At 41.0% G+C, this 21,261-nt stretch carries 21 protein-coding genes; 5 read left to right on the top strand and 16 right to left on the bottom strand.

Annotated features, from left to right (window positions below):
• Nucleotides 1-185 precede the first annotated feature (185 nt).
• On the top strand, nt 186-1,064 hold the full coding sequence (locus QI031_RS05850) for an NAD(P)-dependent oxidoreductase (RefSeq protein ID WP_281484259.1): 879 nt from the start codon (nt 186-188) through the stop codon (nt 1,062-1,064).
• 363 nt (nt 1,065-1,427) lie between these two features.
• Here QI031_RS05850 and QI031_RS05845 read toward each other — a convergent pair whose 3' ends face one another.
• Entirely contained in the window at nt 1,428-1,901 is a 474-nt protein-coding gene (locus QI031_RS05845; RefSeq protein WP_281484258.1) for a type II toxin-antitoxin system VapC family toxin, read from the bottom strand.
• On the bottom strand, nt 1,898-2,674 hold the full coding sequence (locus QI031_RS05840; RefSeq protein ID WP_281484257.1) for an OB-fold nucleic acid binding domain-containing protein: 777 nt from the start codon (nt 2,672-2,674) through the stop codon (nt 1,898-1,900). The genes QI031_RS05845 and QI031_RS05840 overlap by 4 nt, the downstream gene beginning before the upstream one ends.
• Before the next feature lie 446 nt (nt 2,675-3,120).
• On the opposite strand from QI031_RS05840, the gene QI031_RS05835 reads away from it, so the two are divergent.
• The 3 genes from QI031_RS05835 to QI031_RS05825 all read left to right on the top strand — a co-directional run bounded on the left by QI031_RS05835 (nt 3,121) and on the right by QI031_RS05825 (nt 6,918).
• Nucleotides 3,121-4,371: a RuBisCO small subunit-like domain-containing protein gene (locus QI031_RS05835; protein WP_281484256.1), complete on the top strand. Its 1,251-nt coding sequence runs from the start codon at nt 3,121-3,123 to the stop codon at nt 4,369-4,371.
• Nucleotides 4,372-4,688: 317 nt separating this feature from the next.
• Nucleotides 4,689-5,621: a LysR family transcriptional regulator gene (locus tag QI031_RS05830; protein WP_281484255.1), complete on the top strand. Its 933-nt coding sequence runs from the start codon at nt 4,689-4,691 to the stop codon at nt 5,619-5,621.
• Nucleotides 5,622-5,847: 226 nt separating this feature from the next.
• Nucleotides 5,848-6,918 (top strand): anthranilate phosphoribosyltransferase family protein, encoded by a 1,071-nt coding sequence (locus tag QI031_RS05825; protein WP_281484254.1) that lies wholly within the window; start codon nt 5,848-5,850, stop codon nt 6,916-6,918.
• Nucleotides 6,919-7,066: 148 nt separating this feature from the next.
• Here QI031_RS05825 and QI031_RS05820 read toward each other — a convergent pair whose 3' ends face one another.
• The 12 genes from QI031_RS05820 to QI031_RS05765 form a co-directional block, all read right to left on the bottom strand.
• Nucleotides 7,067-7,462 (bottom strand): ACP S-malonyltransferase, encoded by a 396-nt coding sequence (locus QI031_RS05820; RefSeq protein ID WP_281484253.1) that lies wholly within the window; start codon nt 7,460-7,462, stop codon nt 7,067-7,069.
• Nucleotides 7,459-7,833, bottom strand: coding sequence for a DUF433 domain-containing protein (locus tag QI031_RS05815; protein ID WP_281484252.1), 375 nt, complete (start codon nt 7,831-7,833; stop codon nt 7,459-7,461). Before QI031_RS05815 ends, QI031_RS05820 begins: the two co-directional genes overlap by 4 nt.
• A gap of 256 nt (nt 7,834-8,089) precedes the next feature.
• A complete protein-coding gene (locus QI031_RS05810; protein WP_281484251.1) occupies nt 8,090-8,989 on the bottom strand; it encodes an MBL fold metallo-hydrolase in 900 nt (299 codons plus the stop codon).
• 11 nt (nt 8,990-9,000) lie between these two features.
• Nucleotides 9,001-9,384 carry an aspartate 1-decarboxylase gene (gene panD, locus QI031_RS05805; RefSeq protein WP_281484250.1) on the bottom strand — a complete coding sequence of 128 codons (384 nt, stop codon included), beginning with the start codon at nt 9,382-9,384 and terminating at the stop codon, nt 9,001-9,003.
• 227 nt (nt 9,385-9,611) lie between these two features.
• Complete coding sequence (locus QI031_RS05800) at nt 9,612-10,124, bottom strand: inorganic diphosphatase (RefSeq protein ID WP_281484249.1); 513 nt, start codon at nt 10,122-10,124, stop codon at nt 9,612-9,614.
• 660 nt (nt 10,125-10,784) lie between these two features.
• Nucleotides 10,785-13,397, bottom strand: a complete 2,613-nt coding sequence (gene mutS / locus QI031_RS05795) for a DNA mismatch repair protein MutS (RefSeq protein WP_281484248.1) — start codon at nt 13,395-13,397, stop codon at nt 10,785-10,787.
• 12 nt (nt 13,398-13,409) lie between these two features.
• Nucleotides 13,410-13,565, bottom strand: a complete 156-nt coding sequence (locus tag QI031_RS05790; protein WP_281484247.1) for a hypothetical protein — start codon at nt 13,563-13,565, stop codon at nt 13,410-13,412.
• Entirely contained in the window at nt 13,562-13,780 is a 219-nt protein-coding gene (locus tag QI031_RS05785) for a type II toxin-antitoxin system HicA family toxin (RefSeq protein ID WP_281484246.1), read from the bottom strand. Before QI031_RS05785 ends, QI031_RS05790 begins: the two co-directional genes overlap by 4 nt.
• Nucleotides 13,781-13,782: 2 nt before the next feature.
• Entirely contained in the window at nt 13,783-14,028 is a 246-nt protein-coding gene (locus QI031_RS05780; RefSeq protein WP_281484245.1) for a type II toxin-antitoxin system HicB family antitoxin, read from the bottom strand.
• 68 nt (nt 14,029-14,096) lie between these two features.
• Complete coding sequence (locus QI031_RS05775) at nt 14,097-14,741, bottom strand: DUF4276 family protein (RefSeq protein ID WP_281484244.1); 645 nt, start codon at nt 14,739-14,741, stop codon at nt 14,097-14,099.
• On the bottom strand, nt 14,735-15,931 hold the full coding sequence (locus tag QI031_RS05770) for an AAA family ATPase (RefSeq protein ID WP_281484243.1): 1,197 nt from the start codon (nt 15,929-15,931) through the stop codon (nt 14,735-14,737). The genes QI031_RS05775 and QI031_RS05770 overlap by 7 nt, the downstream gene beginning before the upstream one ends.
• Nucleotides 15,932-16,114: 183 nt before the next feature.
• On the bottom strand, nt 16,115-16,510 hold the full coding sequence (locus QI031_RS05765; RefSeq protein WP_281484242.1) for a hypothetical protein: 396 nt from the start codon (nt 16,508-16,510) through the stop codon (nt 16,115-16,117).
• A 713-nt stretch (nt 16,511-17,223) separates the two neighbouring features.
• On the opposite strand from QI031_RS05765, the gene QI031_RS05760 reads away from it, so the two are divergent.
• Nucleotides 17,224-17,502 carry a hypothetical protein gene (locus QI031_RS05760; RefSeq protein ID WP_281484241.1) on the top strand — a complete coding sequence of 93 codons (279 nt, stop codon included), beginning with the start codon at nt 17,224-17,226 and terminating at the stop codon, nt 17,500-17,502.
• Nucleotides 17,503-17,573: 71 nt separating this feature from the next.
• On the opposite strand, the gene QI031_RS05755 is transcribed toward QI031_RS05760, so the two are convergent.
• Complete coding sequence (locus QI031_RS05755) at nt 17,574-20,183, bottom strand: CHAT domain-containing protein (RefSeq protein WP_281484240.1); 2,610 nt, start codon at nt 20,181-20,183, stop codon at nt 17,574-17,576.
• 343 nt (nt 20,184-20,526) lie between these two features.
• Nucleotides 20,527-21,093: a hypothetical protein gene (locus QI031_RS05750; protein ID WP_281484239.1), complete on the bottom strand. Its 567-nt coding sequence runs from the start codon at nt 21,091-21,093 to the stop codon at nt 20,527-20,529.
• Nucleotides 21,094-21,261: the final 168 nt, after the last annotated feature.

Below are 21,261 nucleotides of genomic sequence, written 5' to 3'. Positions count from 1 at the left end.
ACTTTCAGTTGTGATTATGGTGACTTTCGCCGCAGGTGGTTAATCGCTAGAGTTATAGCAGGGAATAGAGAAGTTGAGATTTTAACTTGAAAAATCTCGACTTCATTTAGCAACTGACAATCGAACAATAGAAACGCGATATCTAAGATAGACTTCGCCTACGCTGTACCAAAGGAACGTGAACAATGAAGGTGGCATTTCTGGGAACTGGACTCATGGGATTACCAATGGCTCAAAGGTTGTTAGCAGCAAACATCGAGGTAGTTGCTTATAACCGCACCCCAGAAAAATTAGCACCACTGCAAGCAGCTGGCGCAGAAGTTGTCACACATCCCCGCCATGCAATTCGTGCTGCTGAGTGCATTATTATGATGCTCACTAATGCCGCTGCAATTTATCATGTTTTGCTTTCAGATACTTCTTGGCGAACTTTAGAAGGACGGACAATTATTCAAATGGGAACTATTACTCCCACAGAAAGCCAAGACATTAGAGATGCAGTAGTTGGCGGTGGTGGTGAGTATATAGAAGCGCCTGTATTGGGCAGCATTCCAGAAGCGAAAACTGGCAAATTAATTGTGATGGTGGGTGCAAAACCAGAACAATACCAACGCCACTTAGAATTACTCCAAAATTTTGGTTCTGAACCTTTACTTGTAGGGTCAGTAGGAACTGCTGCTGCATTAAAATTAGCTCTTAATCAACTCATTGCTTCTTTAACAACTAGCTTTGCTCTGAGTTTGGCTTTCATTCAGCGTCAGGGAGTTGATATAGATTTATTTATGCAAGTCCTGCGTGATAGTTCACTGTATGCACCTACATTTGACAAAAAACTACAACGTATGATGGGTGGTAATTACACCAACCCTAATTTCCCGACAAAACATTTGCTCAAAGATACAGACTTGTTTATCACGGAAGCGAAATCTCTTGGTTTAGATCTTAGTAGTATTGAAGCCATACGGCAAATTCTGCATACAGCGATGAAAATGTCATTTGGAAATGATGACTATTCATCACTATTTTCTGTAATTAACGATTGGGGAGATTGGAGTGGGGAGTAGGAAGTAGGGAGAAAAAGGATTTCTAGCTTTTTGGCTCTACCTTATTTTTTAAGTGTTGTAAGTATTGTTTTGTCTGAAATAAGTAGGTCGGCGTAAGTAATTATCGTTGAGACAAGGCAGGGAGCAGGGAGCAGGGGGAGAAAGAATTGGAGCCTTGTTTCCTACATTCCGCAGGTAATTTAAAGAATCTTGGTATTTTCCATAACCCGGATATAGCAATACTTTCAGGTATTTAACCTCTATTCTGCATTCTGTAATTGCAACTGAATTGAGCGTCCGAATCAAGCTTCTTAACACCATTCTCAATAATTTTAGTCTATTTGGCTTGAAATATTCCTATGACCCTCCATAGGATCACTACTCTCAAAATAACCGTGGAGTGTAACCTTGAACATGAGGTCTTTGAATTATTGCTCCAGGATAATCAGCAAGATACCCAACCTGACTAGGCAGCTTTTTGATGAGAGATTGGTCTGTTGTATTAAAAAAATCTGCTTTTAACCTTATGGCAGTAGCAAGGTGTAATGCGTCGAATGGTTTTAAATTATAAGTCCAGACAAGATGTCTACATATTTGAGCCATTTCACGCTCAAAGTTAGCAACCTTAATCCATGTTTGTTTAAATAATTGGTCTATTATGTGTTCCTTGCTTTCGTCTAATTCGGCTTCTCCCTTAATCTTTATCACCTCAGCCATCGTAAAAGCTGACGTAACAAGCTCTATTACTCCTTCTTCTGCCGCCTGAAGTATTGTTTTGCATTCATAAATTTTATCGGACTCGTTATTAAGAAAGCCCAAGAAAACACATGAATCACAGTAGTGTCGTTGCTTCGTCAACTTTCACCCCTTATGTTGTGGAAAATATCCATCAGGCTAGGCAATTCGCTAGAGTCTGGTAAAACCTTTAGCTCTTCAACTGTAATATTGACTTTTGGGCCATGTGTTCGTTGTCGAATTTTTCCAAAAACGTACACCCTCTTACCTAAAGCATCTTTGGCTATTTCAAAAATGTGGTCTGGGAAATAGCATCTAATAATTTTATTATCTAGAAAGTCGCGAATACCTAAAGATTGTTGATTAGCCAGACTAATAGAAACCAATTGCCCTTCTATTGAGCCATAAGAGGTGTGATAATCTTGAATAATTTCATCGACATGAGAAGAGATGCTACTAGTAACCTGAATTCTTCCAAAGTCAGACCTAAATTCAATTTCAGCAAAATTTTCGGGGTCTAGCATTTCACTAAATGCTCTAGCATTTGACAACGCTCTGTTGTTAAACAATGTGGGACGCTCAGGTTTTTCTTGAAGAATTTCTAACCCTCTTACAAATGTGGTTATAATTTGTGATGCTCTATTATGTTCAATCTCATCACTTATTAGGTTAGCCTCTGCTGTTAAATGAATACTTGCGCTGCTAATAGATGAAATAGACCATTCAATACCTGGCTTACCTGTTCCAGATATTGTTCGATCCAACTCGGACAATATACCTTGAAAGTTTTCTATAACTTTCTGAAATTTCTCAAGTGGAAAATATGGGCCATCAATGTCAATGGTCAACTTGTTACTAAATTCATCCCTAGAGTATGTCAAGTCTTGATGCCACATTGCATTAATTCCTGATTCTACCACTCTGGTCTAATTTGTTAGGACAAATTTATCCAGCCTAATTTTTCAGTCTCTTTATAGTACAAGTGTACCCTAAATTAGGCTTTGCTAAATAGCGATAGCGCAATACTGCAATCTTCAACACTCCTCTCAATACACAATGTTCAGGTGAATAAGGAGAATTAGGATCAATCAACTCAAGGTAATCGTCCTAGGAATTGGGAACTAGAAAAATATACTTTAATCCCACATTCTGCAAGTGCGATCATAAATGCTGCATTTTAAAAGCATGACAGCATCACTATTAGATATAAGAGTAGAGGATATTGACTACCTGTATGCATAGTCAAGTCATGGCAGGTATTTTCTACTAAAAGATAAATAAACACTAGTAACCAAAAAAAACTTAACATTGTCTTAAGCAGTGCTAGCTAAATAATAATTTCATGGGTTACTATATTGCTCCTCGCTTTTTAGACAAACTTGCTGTTCATATCACCAAAAATTTTTTAAATCTTCCTGGTGTGCGAGTTCCCTTGATTTTGGGGATTCATGGGCGTAAAGGCGAGGGAAAATCTTTTCAATGTGAATTAGTCTTCGAGAGGATGGGTATTGAAGTTACTCACATATCTGGTGGTGAATTAGAAAGTCCAGATGCAGGAGATCCAGCACGTTTAATTCGTCTGCGCTATCGCGAAACAGCGGAACTTATCAAAGTGCGCGGCAAAATGTGTGTGTTGATGATTAACGATTTAGATGCAGGTGCAGGACGCTTTGATGAAGGTACTCAATATACTGTAAACACGCAGTTGGTGAATGCCACACTGATGAATATTGCTGATAATCCTACAGATGTACAGCTACCTGGAAGCTACGACTCAACCCCTTTACATCGTGTACCAATTATTGTTACAGGTAATGATTTTTCCACCCTCTATGCCCCGTTAATTCGTGATGGTCGGATGGAGAAATTTTATTGGCAACCCGACCGAGATGACAAGGTGGGGATTGTGAAGGGAATTTTTGAATCAGATGGACTTTCACAACGGGAAATAGAACAGCTAGTTGATACTTTTGTCAATCAGTCAGTTGACTTTTTTAGCGCTTTGCGATCGCGCATTTATGATGAACAAATCCGCGATTTTATTCATCAAACAGGCTTTGAGCGCGTATCCTTGCGTGTAGTGAATAGCCAAGAAGGGCCACCAGCATTTAAAAAGCCAGATTTCAGCCTATCTCACCTAATCGAAGCTGGTAAATTAATGGTTGGTGAACAACAACGGGTGGAAACTTCCCAATTAGTTGATGAATATAATCGTCTGAATCGCGGCAAAAATTATCAGCCAGTACCACCTACTCCTATTGCCACACCAGTTAGTAAACCGTCAACTAATGGATCGCATCAACAAAAAACTTCTAGTACCCACGTTACTCTAGAAACACAAGAACAAATCCGGCAAATCTTAGCTCAAGGCTATAAAATTACCTTTGAACACATAGATGAACGCCGCTTCCGCACAGGCTCGTGGGCTAGTTGCGGTACTATTCATATCGATGCCGAATCTGATGCTGTTTCTACTTTAGAATCACATCTAGCTGAATATAGCGGCGAATACGTCCGCTTAGTCGGGATTGATCCCAAAGCCAAGCGACGGGTCGTAGAGACAATTATTCAACGACCAAATGGGAAAAATTAGATATTGACAAAGGGACTAGGGGCTAGGGGCTAGGGACTAGAGGCTAGGAAAGAAGCAGGGGAGCAGCACTTCGACTACGCTCAGTGATTAAAGCAGAGGAAAAGGAGCAGGGGGCAGGGAGCAGGAGGGAGAAAGAGGTAATTTTTCTTCATCCCCCTTGCACCCCGCACCCTGCCCCGGTTGTTGAGCGTAGTCGAAACACTGCCTCTTATGCCTAATGCCCAATTTCTAAAAAACTTGTATCAAATCCTACCAAATTGTATTTACACAACCGTTAACTTAATAAAAGCCATAAATGTAATTCAGGCTACATAAACATGCGACTAGAGCAGTTGCAAGCCTTTCTAGCGATCGCGGACACTGGCAGCTTCCAAAAAGCAGCCCAAAAATGTCACGTTACCCAATCGACTATCAGTCGCCAAATCCAATCATTAGAAGCCGATGTGGGGGTAGAACTCTTTCACCGAACCAGTCATGCTAAATTGACACTGGCAGGAGAATGTTTGCTACCTCGTGTCCACAAAATTTGCCAAGAGTGGGAAACTGCTACACAAGAATTAACAGATTTAATTGCTGGCAAGCAACCAGAATTGTGTATTGCCGCGATTCACTCTTTGTGTGCTTCTCACTTACCGCCAGTGTTGCAAAAATTTTGTCATGATTATCCAGATGTACAATTACGAATTACATCTTTAGGTAGCGATCGCGCCTTAAAAGTCCTCAAGGATGGATTGGTGGATTTAGCAATTGTGATGAATAATCGCTTTTTAACCACTAGCAGAGAAATGGTGGTAGAAGTCCTTTATGATGAACCGATAGAAGTTCTAACCGCAGCTAACCATCCCCTAGCCCAATATGATCATATTCCTTGGTCAGAATTAGTTCGTTATTCGCAAGTGGTTTTTAAAGATGGTTATGGAATGCAACGCTTAGTACAAGACAAGTTTGAGCGGCTGGAAGCTACACTCCAAGCAGCTTTAGAAGTAAATACTCTAGATGCTTTTCGGGGAGTGGTACGCCAAGGTGAATTAGTAGCCTTACTACCTCATTCAGCATTAATCGAAGCACGTCATGATCCCACTTTGGCGGTTCGTCCTCTAGCTGCTACACCTGATAATTCTAGCTTGACTCGTCGGGTGGTTATGGTGACAACTCAAGATCGGCTTCAGATTCCTCCTATTCAACACTTTTGGCAACTTGTAAAGGAAAATATTCCACCGCAATTTCAGCAGCAGCGATCGGTTTCCTAAAGATAAGCTGTTAAGCATTTAATTTGTACATTGAGGCCGCAGGGGGGCAGCACTTCGGCTACTTCGACTACGCTCAGCACAAGTACGCTCAGTGACCGGGAGCAGGGGGCAAGGGAGAGGGTTTGCAGCTTTCATTACCATTAACATGATGCAATTTAAATGACGATTAGCTTATGATTAATCAAAATTCCACAGTCAATTTTGGGACTGTTGGTTATTAATTTTTATGAGCAATGTATTCAGGGAGTTACTAAAAAAGGTAGGCAGTGGAAACCACACAGGAGAAAATTTAACTCGTGCTGAAGCTGCCACAGCTACTCAAATGATGCTGTTGGGTGAAGCAACTCCAGCCCAAATTGGGGCATTTTTAATTGCCCACCGCATTAAGCGTCCCACGGGGGAAGAGTTAGCCGGAATGCTGGATGCCTACGATGAATTAGGGCCAAAACTGCAACCAGTTTCTTCTGCGCGTCCAGTGATAATTTTAGGTATACCCTACGATGGCAGAACGCGTACTGCACCAATTGCTCCAGTCACGGCTTTACTTCTAGCCGCAGCTGGACAACCAGTAGTTATGCATGGCGGCGATCGCCTACCAACAAAGTACGGTTTACCCTTGATAGATATTTGGCAGAAATTAGGCGTTGATTGGACTAATTTACCACTGACAAAAACTCAACAAGTATTTGAGCAAACAGGAATTGGCTTTGTTTATACACCTCAGCATTTTCCCTTAACTCAAGCAATTTGGGAATACCGCGATCAACTTGGCAAGCGTCCGCCTTTTGCAACGATGGAATTAATTTGGTGTCCTTATGCTGGGGAAGCTCATATTATTTCTGGATTTGTCCATCCTCCTACAGAAAGTATGTTCCAAGTCGCTTTGGGGTTGCGGGGAGTGACAAAATTTACCTTCGTGAAGGGATTAGAAGGTAGTTGCGATTTACCCCGCGATCGCACTGCAATTATTGCTTTATCTCAAGCACCCCAAGGAATAGAACGGTTGCTGCTCTCACCCCATGATTACGGCTTTATTACTAAAAATGTACCTTTAGGAACTACTGAAGAATTACTAACGCAAATCCAGGAAGTTTTAAGTGGTAAACCCAGTGAATTACTGCAAACCGCCTTGTGGAATGGTGGTTTTTATCTTTGGCGTAGTGGTATTTGTTTGGATATGCGATCGGGTATAGCTAAAGCAGCAGAATTATTAACTAGTGGTGCGGTAGATAAAAAACTCCAAGAACTTAGACAAATAATAAATTCTGCTGACAATACATTGTTTCAGCAAGTGTAAGCTCAAGGGAGATATTCTATCTCACCCAATTATAGATGATGGGTCGTATGCTCTTGGTTGGGGTGAATCTTGAATCCTAATTTCTGATAGAACTTATCCGCATCTTCCACAAATATGGCGGTGATTGACTAATACCCAATTTGATTAATTATGGGATGAAAATACGTCCGGCTCCTATGTAATCCTCAATGTTAAGCACAATATCAATAATGCGATCAGCACATCGGCTACGGTAGCTGCCTTCTTTACTAAAGCGGTCAAGGTTTCCGATAGTGATGACTGGCAAGGAATCAATCGTGTTATTTTCACGAAGAACTTGCTCCAATGAGTTTTCCCCTTTCATGTTCCGGTTCGCAGTCAGGAGAATCATTCGGTTCTCCTGAGATAGCCTCCATACAACTCGATCATCGCTATCTGTTGGCAAATCAATATCATTAAAAAATGTAAAACGAATCGGAATTAGATCAAGCCAACCATCATTTGCAATCCTCCCCAAAAGAATAGCGGCATACTTCTGAAGGTTATAGTCAATCAGAAAATTCATAACTCCGCTGCGTGTCTAGCTTTCTGCGCCTGGAGCTTTTCCCATAGAGTTTCTCGACCAACTTTAGGCAAAGTAGCAGCAATACGAGCAAAGCGTTCTCGATTCCTTTCTTCCCAATATTGTTGGACTTCCTCCGCTGTTTTTAAAATTTCTTGATACTCAGATTCCACTTCAGCGCGATTTCTCTCGATGTAGATTAACGCTGAATCAAGTTGCTCTTCCGTCAATGGGAGCCAGTTCAAGATGAGTTGTGGTGGTCTTCCCATTGCGAGATGATCCATCACGTCGTACAAAGTAATGCGTGTTCCGGAGATTGTTAGCCCACGCTCAGTACGAACAATAGCTGACTGACCATTAGATATTGGAGTCATACCAATTGCTTTCTAGAATCCATCTCTATAGTACCTTACATAAAAAACTCCGCTTCACCCGCCACAGTCAACCTCTCGATCTTAAGCGATCAGTCCAACAGCAAACCTTAATCGATAGCTTGAAGGATATCAGAGTTCATTAGATGCAGACCTCATCTACCGATCATAGTCACAATTTTTCACCAAATTATACTCTAACAGTACCCATTTTGCTGTTCAACGCCGAGTCACGCAAATTTTTACCAAATTTGCTTGGCTACCCAACGGACAATATCAAACCTTCACTTGCTAGCAAGGCTTTAGGAAAGACAGATTGCACTTCAGTTTGAACTTTATCAAGAAAATCATCTTCGTCGTCTGGGTGATGATGAGAGATCACTAACCGCTGCACACCCGCACTTTGAGCTAAGTTCACAGCTGTTTGCCAGTGCAAATCTCCAGATTCATGTTTATGAGATGTTGGGGGAATGTAAGTCGCATTAGCAATCAATAAATCCACACCTTGAATTATTTCTAAGATGCGCTCTTTATCTATCTCATCAATATTTTTTTGCAAATCTGTGACGTAGGCAACGCTATAATCCTGCCAAGTGACACGGTAGCCAACTGAGCGCTGAGTTTGATTGATCAATGCTGTTGTAATCGTGATCTCATCTAACTTCACTTCATGACCTGGAATGAGATTATAGAAGTGCAATTTTGACTGCATTACCTGCAACGGATAAGGAAAGTGCGGTTGAAGCATCTGGTCATACAAGCATTGTTTAATCGAAGCACTATTAGAGGCGGCGCTTCCATAAATGTGAAAACAATTTTCGGCCACAAATGCAGGTGCAAAAAAGGGAAAACCTTGAATCCGATTTGATTGGGAATTGGTAAAGAATAGATGAGCTTCTAGTGGTTGTTTCAATTGCTGCCAAGTTTTACCTAGTATACGTAAACCAGTACCCCCGTCGAAAATCAAGTGTTTGTTGCCTATATGCATTTCTACACAAGCAGTATTGCCACCATAGCGGTTGGCAATGCTACTTGGTGTAGGAATCAAGCCCCTTACACCCCAAAATTGCACTCGAAAATGATCTACTGAGCTACTTGAGGGAGTAGCCGGCTTTTCTGTTACGTAGCTCTGGGAACCCGACAGCTCTAAATTTGACATTTTCTTTGAAATTAGACCTTACTGAGCAGGTCATCGTAGTGTCGCACTTCCAAAGGTCGGTTGTTTTCGTCCACAATGACTACTGTGGGAGAGTAACTTTTTAACTCTTCCGGAGTGAACTGCCCGTAAGCCATTATAATCAAGCGATCGCCCATAATGCCTAGACGTGCCGCAGCTCCATTTAGCTCAATTACTCCCGAATCAGCTGGAGCCGGGATGGCATAAGTAATAAAGCGTTCACCATTAGCATTATTCACTACTTGCACCTGCTCATAAGGTAAGATGCCAGCTTTATCTAATAAGACTTGATCGATACTGATACTACCCACGTAGTTAATATTCGCCCCGGTGAGGGTGCAGTTGTGAATCTTTGCCAAAAGAAGAGTGCGCTGCATTTGGTTTTGGGGTAATCAACAGTTATGTAGTTAGGTGAAGTCCATTAATAAATTTACCGCAACCGTTGGTTTCGACTTAGCTCAACCAACGAAAGAGCCGAGAGTTGAGCAAAGTCGAAACTCGTCAACATTGGTATTTTATTCGCTAGAAATCACCTTAGAAGTTGGAAGTTAAGAGCTAGAAATAAACATCTGTAACTCATAACTTCTAACTCCTCACTCTCTCATTATGCTTTATAGGCTTTGATAGACTTTTCTACTAAGACTTTAACCTGCTCAACTTCTTGCCAACCACGAATTTCAGTCACTTTTTTTTCCAAATTTTTATAACTACGGAAAAATTCAGCAATTTCTTCTAAACGGTGTGGCGCTAGGTCTTTGAGAGATTTTACTTGAGCGTAACGCGGATCTTTGTCAGGAACACAAAGAATTTTTTCGTCGCGATCGCCACCGTCAATCATTTCCAAAAAACCGATTGGTCGTGCAGCAATTACACAGCCTGGAAAGGTTGGCTCGTCAATAATGACCATACCATCTAAAGGATCGCCATCCTCAGCTAACGTGTTAGGCACAAAACCATAATCATACGGATATTGTACCGAAGAATAAAGTACACGATCTACGGCGAAAGCTTGCAGATCCTTGTCATACTCGTATTTGTTTTTACTCCCGCCGGGAATTTCAATCAAAACGTTGATGACACCTGGCTTAGGTTGGGCAGGAATACGGGATAAGTCCACAAAAAAATCCTCAGCTAACGGTGAATAGTGGGCGCAATCAGTTTGGCTCCCCGTGTAGAATTTTAGGGCAAGGTGGACTTCTTCCCAAAGTATTTGTAGGAACTACCTGTATTTTGGCTGGCTCTATTCCTCTAGCGGCTGTTTATTTTCTCAAAGTAGTTGAGCCTAAAGGATAAAAATCAATCCCTGCTTCTAAAAAATAGGCTTCTAGCAATAAAGCAATAATCTTTTTATTAAACTCATGACGACGGCTAGGTGACATTATTTCTAAAGTACCTTATAAATATTTCCAGCGATAATGAGAATTGTTTTTGAAACCTTGTAATAGTGTTTCATATATATCCCAACTGATCCCATTCATCAGTAAAATTTGGTCAGAATCAATACTTTTTAAGACTGACTGACTCATTAATTCTTAGACTTCTTGCAAAAGTCCTTATTATTGGCTTCTTCTTTGCGTCTTTGCGTCTTTGCGTGAGACAAAAAGATATTTATGCAAGAGGTCTCTTCTAAGCGGCTAAACTTTTCTAGTAAACCTAGCATAATCACTGCTCCAAAATTGCTTGAATCTCTGCCATGATTTCAGCTACGCGCTTCTTAACTGTTCTCTGTTCGACAAGCAAAGATGCGATCGCACTTTCTCAACAATAAAACAGTTGCTTAGTCCAGATTTTGCAAACCAACTGCAATTTTACTGTGTTTCTCAATTTGTCCCATGACTTGTTTTGCCCGTTGAATCACTACCCCAGGTAAACCCGCTAATCTTCCCGCTTCAATGCCGTAGGATTTATCAGCGCCTCCCGGTTGGACTTGGTGCAAAAAGATAATTCGGTCGGGTAATTCTTTTACCGTTACTTGATAGTTAGCCACATTCGGCAACATTCCAGCTAGTTCATTCAATTCATGGTAGTGAGTCGCAAAAATTGTCCGCGCCCTCAAATCTACTGCGAGATATTCTGCTACAGCCCAAGCTATGGAAAGTCCGTCAAATGTTGCTGTGCCGCGGCCAATTTCATCTAACAATACCAACGACCTAGAAGTGGCATGATTGAGAATATTTGCTGTTTCATTCATTTCCACCATGAAGGTAGATTGACCAGTTGCCAAATCATCAACAGCACCAACACGAGTAAAAATGCGATCGCATACTGCCAATTTAGCAAACCTAGCTGGTACAAAACTTCCAGTTTGTGCCATTAACTGAATCAACCCCACCTGACGTAAATAACAACTTTTACCACTAGCATTTGGCCCAGTGAGGATAATTAAATCAGCACAAACAGATTTCTTCTCATTCTTCTCTGTGTACTCTGTGCCTCTGTGGTTCGTTTCCTCCTCTCCCAACTGAGTCGAATTTGGTACAAAAAACCCCGCAGGTAAAGACTGTTCCACCACCGGATGACGACCATCAACTATTTCTATTGTCCGTCCTGGCAGCATTTCTGGACGACAGTAACCTTGCTGCACGCCCAATTCAGCCAAACCACACAAAACATCTGCCGCGGCTACTGCACGAGAAAGATTGCGAATCACATCAGCTTGTTGTGCGACTTCTTCACGCAAAGCCGTAAAAATTTCATATTCCAAACGGTTTAGATCATCCCGCGCTGTCAGAATCCTGGCTTCTCGTTCTTTCAACTCTGGGGTAATGTAACGTTCCTCATTTGTGAGGGTTTGTCTGCGGATATAGTTGCTGGGAACTTGGTCAGCTTTGGCGCGGGAAATACTAATGTAATAACCAAATGTTTTGTTAAATCCCACCTTCAAGTTAGGAATTGCCGTCTTTGCCCTTTCGTCAACTTCTAAATTGGCAATCCATTGTTGGTCTGCTTCTACAGTTGCTTTTCTTTCGTCTAACTGAAGATTAATTCCTGAACGAATTAATCCGCCTTCTTTAATGTGTATGGGTGGCGATTCTACAAGATGGACGTGTAATTTTTGGGCCAATTCTGACAAAATAGGCGGTACTTTCTGCAAAGCTTTGAGGAACGGAGAATCAGCATCAGCTACTAAGTGGGCTAACTCTGGTAAACGTGAGAGGGAATCTGCCAAAGCCGCTAAATCTTTAGCGTTAGCAGTACCCGAACCTGCACGTCCTGTCAGGCGTTCCAAGTCATAAATTTGACGCAATAACTGCCGTAAATCTTGACGCAGAGGTGTATTTCCTATCAGTTCTTGGATGGTATCTTGCCGTGAGCGAATACCTTTAATATCAAGTAGGGGTTGCAGTAACCAGCGCCGTAACGCCCGACTTCCCATTGCAGTGCTAGTTCTATCTAATGCCCACAGCAGGGAACCGTGAAAAGTGCCATCACGAACTGTTTGAGTAATTTCAAGGTTACGGCGGGTTTGATGGTCAACAATGAGATAATCGGTGGTGGTATAGGTGCGTAGTCTCTGAAGACAGACAGGATTTTCTTTTTGGGTATCTTCCACATATTCTAAAAGACCGCCGGCAGCACGGACGGCTAGAGGCAGATGATCACAACCGAGTCCTTCAAGCGATCGCACTTTAAATTTCTGCAATAATTTAGGTCTGGCTTCACCTTGAGAAAAGGGAACTTGCGATCGCAAACTATAGCAAAATGATGGTGGTAGACACTGGGGAAGATGGGGCGAAGTTTCTCCTGGACGTAGCAAACTACCCAAATCGGGAGCATTACTAGGAACCAACACTTCCGAAGGCTGCAAGCGCATTAATTCTTGGGTGAGGTGTTCTAAATCACTGCCTTGGGTAGTGAGAAATTCACCTGTGGAAATATCTGCATAAGCTAAACCCCAATGATTCGCTGCAATTACCACAGCCGCCAAGTAATTATTACGACTAGATTTGAGCATTCCCTCTTCTAGCAAAGTCCCAGGGGTAAGAATGCGTGTTACCTCACGCCGCACCAACCTCCCAGCCGCTTCTGATGCGTCTTCTACTTGGTCACAAATGACCACTGCAAAGCCTTTTTCTACTAGCAGCGTTGTGTAGCGTTCCCAGGAGTGATGCGGCACACCAGACATTGCTACTCGTCCTTGTTCTCCAGCTTGTTTGCTGGTGAGGACTAATTCTAATTCTTGCGCTAGGATGACAGCATCTTGAAAATAGCATTCAAAGAAGTCTCCTACCCGATACAACAACACAGCGTGAAGATATTTATCTTTCGTCTCGACATAGTGCAGGTACATTTGACTGAGTTTGCTGCGGTCTACCTGTCGATGGTCTGTGATAAATGTATTAGTATTATTGGGTTTAGTGGGTTCGGTTGCAGATTCAGAAGCGGTCATAGATGCTAGGAGTTACGCACAGGAAAGCCACAATACTTGATGATAACGTGATGTGAAATTTAAGACGCGATCGCTCAAGGATTTTTTACCATTTTGATGCGATCGCTGCGGCGCTATAATCACATTAAATTTACTGGATAAATAGCCTCTAACATTACTAGATTTCACTTACTCAACCATTCTTCACGAGAAACCCCAGCTTGTCGCAATAGCCGTGATAATAAACCCACACTAATATCACCTTCATGAGAGTTAGGAATAATTACAGTCACATCACCTCGTCGCATTTGTGGGTGCTTTCCTCCTGCGTATAGCCCTTCAAAGCCCAACTCTTGCAGACGTTTTACTAAATCACGCCAAGAAACTGGGGTTAATCTAGACATTTTTATATAGGTTTGGTCATTTCATTGAGATTAATACCAGCTATTATCGGAATCGTTAATCCCAAATGTAACCGCAACGCCAGCCAGTCACTCAAAGCTTCTCTTAATTCACGCCGACATCCTTCTAGTATTTGATGACACGCCCAAACTCCTTGTATACCTGGAATTTCACCCCAATAAGTTTGATCCTCTTCAATGATCTCATAAACTGCTAGTTCCATTGCTTGGTCAATGTAGCTTGCCAGCATAACTAATTAAACAATCCAGTACTCTATCTAAATTTAGCTCTTACCAGTGGCGATCGCTCAAGGTTTTTTTACTCTTCGCTGGGGTTGTTGCTTGATACACCCATTTTTGCTGTTAGTGTGGTAAAGAAGCGATCGCAGTATAGCGAAGCTTGGCGAACCCTAGCACTATCCAACAACTCTAAAAGCTTCGAGGCGTGTTTGATTTTTTGGTACTCACCTTTTGTAGTGCTACGAGTCGCAGTTTTTAGGCTTGGTTCTAAACTGTCTTTGTCAAGAGTTTCTACATTAGCATTCCTGGGAATAGCATTTTCTTTAAATCCCTGTCCGTAAAATTGCTTTAAAGTTGATACATCAGCAATAAACCAAGCTTCCATTGCTTGTACCATTAAATGGCAATGACTATCATCAACTCCTAGCGGTGCATTCCAGTTATCTCTAAATTTTAGATGTTCCCAAGTAGACTGTTTGGTGACAGGTGCTTCTGCATCAACAAGCAATACATTAAAAGCTTCTGGATGAGATTTTAAAGCATTTTTAAAATCACGAAAAGTATTATTACGAGAACCACATATAGTAATATTCCATTTAATTTTTTGACTTTTAGCTATTTCTACAAGCGAGTTAAAAAATTTACTAAATACTTGTCTTATTAAAGCTTTCGTATTCTTTCCATCTCCACCACCTTCTATATAAATTCTCACCTCTTTTACCATCGATTTCCCCCAATTTCACCCATCCGCCAGAGGTCGCCAAGTGTATACTTTTCTAGCCAGTTTTTCAGTCTATCAGGTTCAAGGCGACGGAGGTGAGAGCCTTTTTCATTACGTTCGCATATCAACACTGATTCTGGATATTCATTCAAAGCAGAAACTAAAGCATCAGAATGAGTAGTGATTATGATTTGAGTTCTCTGTGATGCATCGATTAGCATTTCTACAATAGTCGGTAGAATATCTGGGTGTAACCCTATTTCTGGTTCTTCAATACATATCAGTGGTGGTGGAGTTGGATCGAGCAGTAAAGCCATTAAAAATAAATAACGCAGTGTCCCATCGGATAAACGATTTGCAGGAATTGGTTGAATAACACCTTCTTCACGAATAAATATTTGTACTGTACCGCCATAGATATTTACATTAAAGTCTTCAAATTTATCATAAAATTTTTTTAGTTTTTCAACTATTTCTCTATTTATTTTAATTTTTAAGTTATTTAAAAATATTCCTAGATTACTTCCATCTTCTAGAAGATACATTGCAGGTAAATCAGGCTTTTGATTTTTTTTGATTTCAGAATTTCTCCCTAAATGCCATTCTCGGTATAATCCTATCGTAGAAAACTGACTTCCTAAATAAGAAAGCTCAGGATAAAGTTCAGGGTCTTTTCTTTGAGACAAAATGGACTGGTCTGGCATTAAGTTATCTGGATGAATATAGTTTCCATGTGGTTGTAAGTAATTACCTTTTTGTACCATTAAATCTGGATATCCACTGTTATAGCGATAGTAAGAACTAAGGATATTATTAACCGAATTTTGATATTGATTTTCTTCTATTACTTCATCTATTAAATCTAATCTGCCTCTAGTAGACGTGAACATCAACTGATAATGTAAGGGTTGGAGTCCTTCTGGATAATTAACAGTAGCTTCTATTTTGGCTACTGGAGTTTCCTGTTCACCCTTCCACAAAAACTCACTAACTCCTCCACCTTGCCGAAATGGGGCAGGTAAATCTGTTGGTGTTGCTTTTAAAATTCCAATTGCTTCAATTAAATTTGATTTACCAGAAGTATTTGCCCCTATTAAAACATTTAGCGGTTGCAGTTCAATTTCTTCACTGTCACTTCCATAAGAAAGAAAGTTCTCTAATCGCAGAGTGCGGATAAATCTTTTACCTTCCATGCAATTTTCCTATTTAGTTAATCATCTATATCTTATTAATTTCATACTTACTAGTAAGTATGCATGTAAAGTCTATAATATTCCAGATTAACTCGATGTTACAGTTGAAAGCGATCGCTCAAGAAAATTTTTCATCTTCTTGGGCGATTCGCCAAAACAGGATGCTGCCACCAACACGAATAACTAAACAGCTTTAGTATTCTCATCTGAGGCTTTTTCGGCAATAGATTTTAAGCGACTGGCTCTGATTTTGCGGATGCGATCGCTATTACGAATGCCACCTGCCATTTCATATTCGCGGCTGTCTTTGCCGTATTTAATAGCAACTATCATTAACATCTTTTCACAAAACTGACGCAAGTTTTGTTCCATTTCTTCAATTTCAGTTTTAGAAGAATCAACTACAGACAAAGCAGTATTGTAAACTTCAATTTTTGTACGTAAATGTTCAATTGACACTATCATTTTTTCCAGATTATAATCCTCATCAAATTTGATATCTGGAACAATCGATTTTAGCCCAGACAATCTTAACTCAGCTTTTTCCAAAACGCGAGATGTTCTTTTTTGGCGAGCCATAAATTTATTTGTTTAGATACTTCTAAAAATAGCTTGTCCTAGTTAAATAGCATTGTGCTTCAGAGTAAATCACAATTTCTTTCATAAATTTTTCAGCTACTACCAGTAATTTCTCGGTATTTAATCGTAATATTAATAATTAATAATTTTAAATTTGATGTCTTAAATCAATCGTCATCAAAAAGACCGCTTTCATCACGAGGGAAACCGCTGCAAGCGCAAATCAGACTGCTTTCGTCACAAGGTAAGCCGCTGCAAGCGCGAATCAGACCGCTTTCGTCACGAGGGAAACCGCTGCAAGCGCAAATTAGACCGCTTTTGTCACGAGGGAAACCGCTACAAGCGCGAATGAGACCGCTTTCGTCACAAGGGAAATTGCTGCAAGCGCAAATCAGACCGCTTTCGTCACGAGGAAGACTGCTTCACTGAGGAGTGCGTAGACGTAAAGCGATTTATTTTTAGAACCCCTTTAATGCGATTACAACAAGTTTAGACCCTCTGCGGTGAAGAAATTTAAGTCTTGTGAGTTTTTCAGAATGTCTATTTCTTCTCAAGCAAATTTGAGAATTATTCACAATAAATTTTAAATCTAATGCTTGACTAGTATAAAATTATACTTTAATATTAAGACATGATAAAGGCGACCCCCTGTTCCGCCAAGAAAAGTGCGATCGCCTTTATCTAACCCCAAATATCGGAGTATAAATATAATCATGGCACAATCAGAAAATTCCGCCCATTCACAGTTAGAACAGTACTTGGGTAGCAAAAATTTAAATCCGCCTACTTTCAATCAATCAACTGAACGTCCATCTCCCAAGAGAGAACCTCTTAAACATATATTGATGGGTTCAGCCAAAGTCGTTATCAGCACAATTCACCATTTGCAGGTAATTGGCTACGCCAGCGTCGGCGACTGGAGTCCACTGTTACCAACTGGTAACGCAGATGAGGTGATGAGTATTTTAATCCGTCAAATTTTGACACAATAACCTACATCTAAAATTAAAAATTAGATCCCCGACTTCTTTAAGAAGTCGGGGATCTGTGAATGTGAACTACTTCAACGCGCATCACCAATTAAGACAAATGGCGACCAATAAAAAGGATGGCGATGATCTGCAATTAACTTCAACTTAGCTTGTTGCAAAGCTTCACCTTTCGTCATACCTTGCTTGACATTTTGATAAAAATCAACCATTAATTCTTGAGTTGCTTTATCCTCAACCGCCCACAAACTTGCCATCACACCTTTAGCACCAGCACGCTCAAATATATAAGCAACACCTGCAATTCCTATGTCATTCAAATTTGTGTCTACAGCAGTTTGACAAGCACTCAGAGTAATTAGTTGTGTGCCTTGTAAACCTAAAAGAGCAGCATTGGCAATGTCTAAAGATCCATCAGCAAATAATAAAGTATTATTTTGTAACTTGACTTTTTTACAATCTTCAGTTTGAAAACAGCCGTGAGTTGCTAAATGCAAAAATGAAAAGCGCAATGCTTGGGATTTAAATTTTTCTAAGCTAGCTTCATTGTGGATATAAACTTCACTATCTGGCAGTATTTCCTTAATTTTTTTGACTTCTTCTTCTGCACCTGGAAGATTTTGCGATTTACTGGGTACTGGATTACCAAATGCTAAAACAGCTTGTGTTTTGCGGGTATCAGCATTTTGCAAATCTAGAGAATTTAAGGAATTATTGGAAATACGAGTGAGATAGTTGACAGGATATTTTTGGATCAGAAATTTGTCTGTTTTACTGTCGTAAAGGGTTTCAAAAGGTAAATGACGCAGTTTACCAGTCGCAATAATACTCAGTTGTTTGGGAGATAAAGCCTGAATTTTGTCTTCTATAGGACGAATAAGAATATCATAGAGTTTACCACCAGTTTCAATGTAGCTAGCATCACCGTCATTTTGTACCTGTTTGAGATATTGAGTAAGAAGTTGATTAAATTCAGCGGGTTCAATAGATTTTTTAATAACGCTCAATTTATCTTTGTTGAAGATGAAAAAGGCGACGTTATTAGGTATATCTCTAACATTAGTCAGCAAGACTGGTTGAATCACAACCGTTCCTGCGGGGATGGAAGATGTCAGGTTTTTAATATCTGCTGGGGTAGTTTCAAATAGTTCTGCCACTTCTGGGAAACTGCGAGAGATAGTTTCGGCTTGTGAGTAAACTTGTGCTTCTAATTGCCGAATTTGTTGGGGTAGACTTTCGGAGCGATTGTCTTGCAGTTGTTGTCGCAGAGATTCTAATTGTTGATTTTGTTGACTCCAATTATCAAGAGCTTGCTGTGCTTCTGGGTTGGCAACTTTGGCATTAATCAGGCGAGTATAATCAGCAAGGTCGGCTGTAGTAAATACGTTAACCCATTCAAAGGCTTGATCGTATTTTTTTTGATTAATCAAGACATCGACTAAAGCAGTAGCACTTCCACCATTTTCTTGTAAAAACTTTTGGCGATTTTCTCGTTGCAAACCCTGGCGCATTTCTAAGCTAATTTGGACAGATTGCTGCAAATTAGTAATGGCTTGGGTTGGTCGATTTGTACTTTGGAAGAGTCCACCAATATTACTGAGAGTAACCGCTTCACCAGAGCGATCGCCCACAGCCCGTGTTAGGGGCAAAGAAGAGTTGTAAAATTCGAGTGCTTTTTGCTTTTGTCCTAAATCGGAGTAGACTTTACCGATGTTACTGAGAGTAACCGCTTCCCCAGAGCGATCGCCCACAGCCCGTGTTAAGGGCAAAGAAGAGTTGTAAAATTCCAGTGCTTTTTGCTTTTGTCCTAAATCGGAGTAGACTAAACCGATGTTATTGAGTGTAACGGCTTCACCAGCGCGATCGCCCACAGCCCGTGTTAGGGGCAAAGAAGAGTTGTAAAATTCCAGTGCTTTTTGCTTTTGTCCTAAAGCGGAGTAGACTGCACCGATGTTATTGAGTGTAACCGCTTCACCAGAGCGATCGCCCACAGCCCGTGTTAGGGGCAAAGAAGAGTTGTAAAATTCCAGTGCTTTTTGCTTTTGTCCTAAAGCGGAGTAGACTGCACCGATGTTATTGAGTGTAACCGCTTCACCAGAGCGATCGCCCACAGCCCGTCTTAGGGGCAAAGAAGAGTTGTAAAATTCCAGTGCTTTTTGCTTTTGTCCTAAATCGTCGTAGACTTTACCGATGTTATTGAGTGTACGAGCTTCACCAGAGCGATCGCCCACAGCCCGTGTTAGGGGCAAAGAAGAGTTGTAAAATTCCAGTGCTTTTTGCTTTTGTCCTAAATCGTCGTAGACTTTACCGATGTTATTGAGTGTAACCGCTTCACCAGAGCGATCGCCCACAGCCCGTCTTAGGGGCAGAGCTTGGTTGTAGAAGGAGAGTGCTTGCTGCTTTTGTCCTAATGCGTCGTTGCAAAACCCAAGCCATACCAGTACTAGTGCTTCATTTTTTTGGTCTTTAAGTTCTCGTGCCATGACCAAAACTTGCTGGAATATGGGTATTGCTTGTTTATATTCCTGTTGCTGTACCTTTTGTATTGCCTGTTCTAGTAGTTTTTCAGCTGTTTGCGCTTGCGGGTTTTGAGTCTGTCCCCAAGTGGGTTGAGCAATTAACATTACTGTTAAAGGCGTTAGACAAACACCCAAAGCCAAAAAACTAGTAAGAATTTTCTTCATAGAATATTACCAAAGTCAACTTCAGCTCCAGCTCATAGAATTTGCGGCTACACAAGCAAAGTCCCTACCCTGCGGGAACGCTAAGAGCGAACGGGTTCGGGGGTGACGCTCCTTCGTCGCTAACGCTACGCTAACGCAATCGACGGGAACCGCCCGCCGAAGGATGCCCGAAGGGCTGTAGACTGCGACCCCCTCACCGCCTGCGCGGACTAATGGAAAATTAAGGTTTTGAAACCTACCTCCGTAGGTTTTGTTTGTGTAGGCGCGGTTTATAATCACCTATTTTGTCTGTTGCCTATTGCTGACAACTGACCACTGACAACTAACAACTGACAACAGAAGATTAATAAGGTGTTGCGACAATATTGATTGTTCGTTGTTGCGAATTGAACTGAATTTCATCTACCACATATTGCCGATTTTTAGCCACTGACTGAATACCCCGCAACTGTGCTTTGGAAACTACAGGTGGTTTGAGCTTCACCACAGCTTGACCCGGAGTAGAATTTTTGACGGTAAAAGTATTTAGGGGTATACCACTCCAAGTTACTAGCTTACCTGTGGGGCGATCGCGTTCACCCCTGATGATTTGCCGTCCATTGCTTCTGTAAACTAACGCCCCATCCTTGAAAACTACTTTTTGAATTTGGCTGAGGTCTATCGTGGCAGTTTTATCACTACGCTGAATTGATAGTGCTTGCCCTTGCACATCGATTCCTATGATTCGTCCACTCTTTGACTCACCCCCTTTAAGGATGACCTCTGCTAACTCTGGTAACGCTACTGCAAGTTCTAATTCATCGACATTGATTTGTGTCTGTGCCAACAAGATATTTCCCGTTTTGACATCTTTGCTAATTACAGCTTGAATGTTTCCTGCTTGTGCTGCTGCCATTATTAGAATTACCACAGCCCATCTTTGGAAAAAAGCTTTCATGGCTTAAACAGTATATTTGACTATATTTAACTTTCTCATTAAACTTCAAAGGCATATACAAAATTTCCGTAAAATTACTAACAAGATCCCCGACTTCTTTAAGCGGTCGAGGATCTGAGTACTCATTTTCCCCATTTTCCG

Origin of the sequence: Halotia branconii CENA392 (assembly GCF_029953635.1) — a bacterium.
In the GTDB taxonomy this organism is placed as follows: Bacteria; Cyanobacteriota; Cyanobacteriia; order Cyanobacteriales; family Nostocaceae; genus Halotia; species Halotia branconii.
The sequence above is the reverse complement of the archived record's forward strand: the minus strand, read 5'-3'. Positions and strand labels throughout refer to the sequence as shown.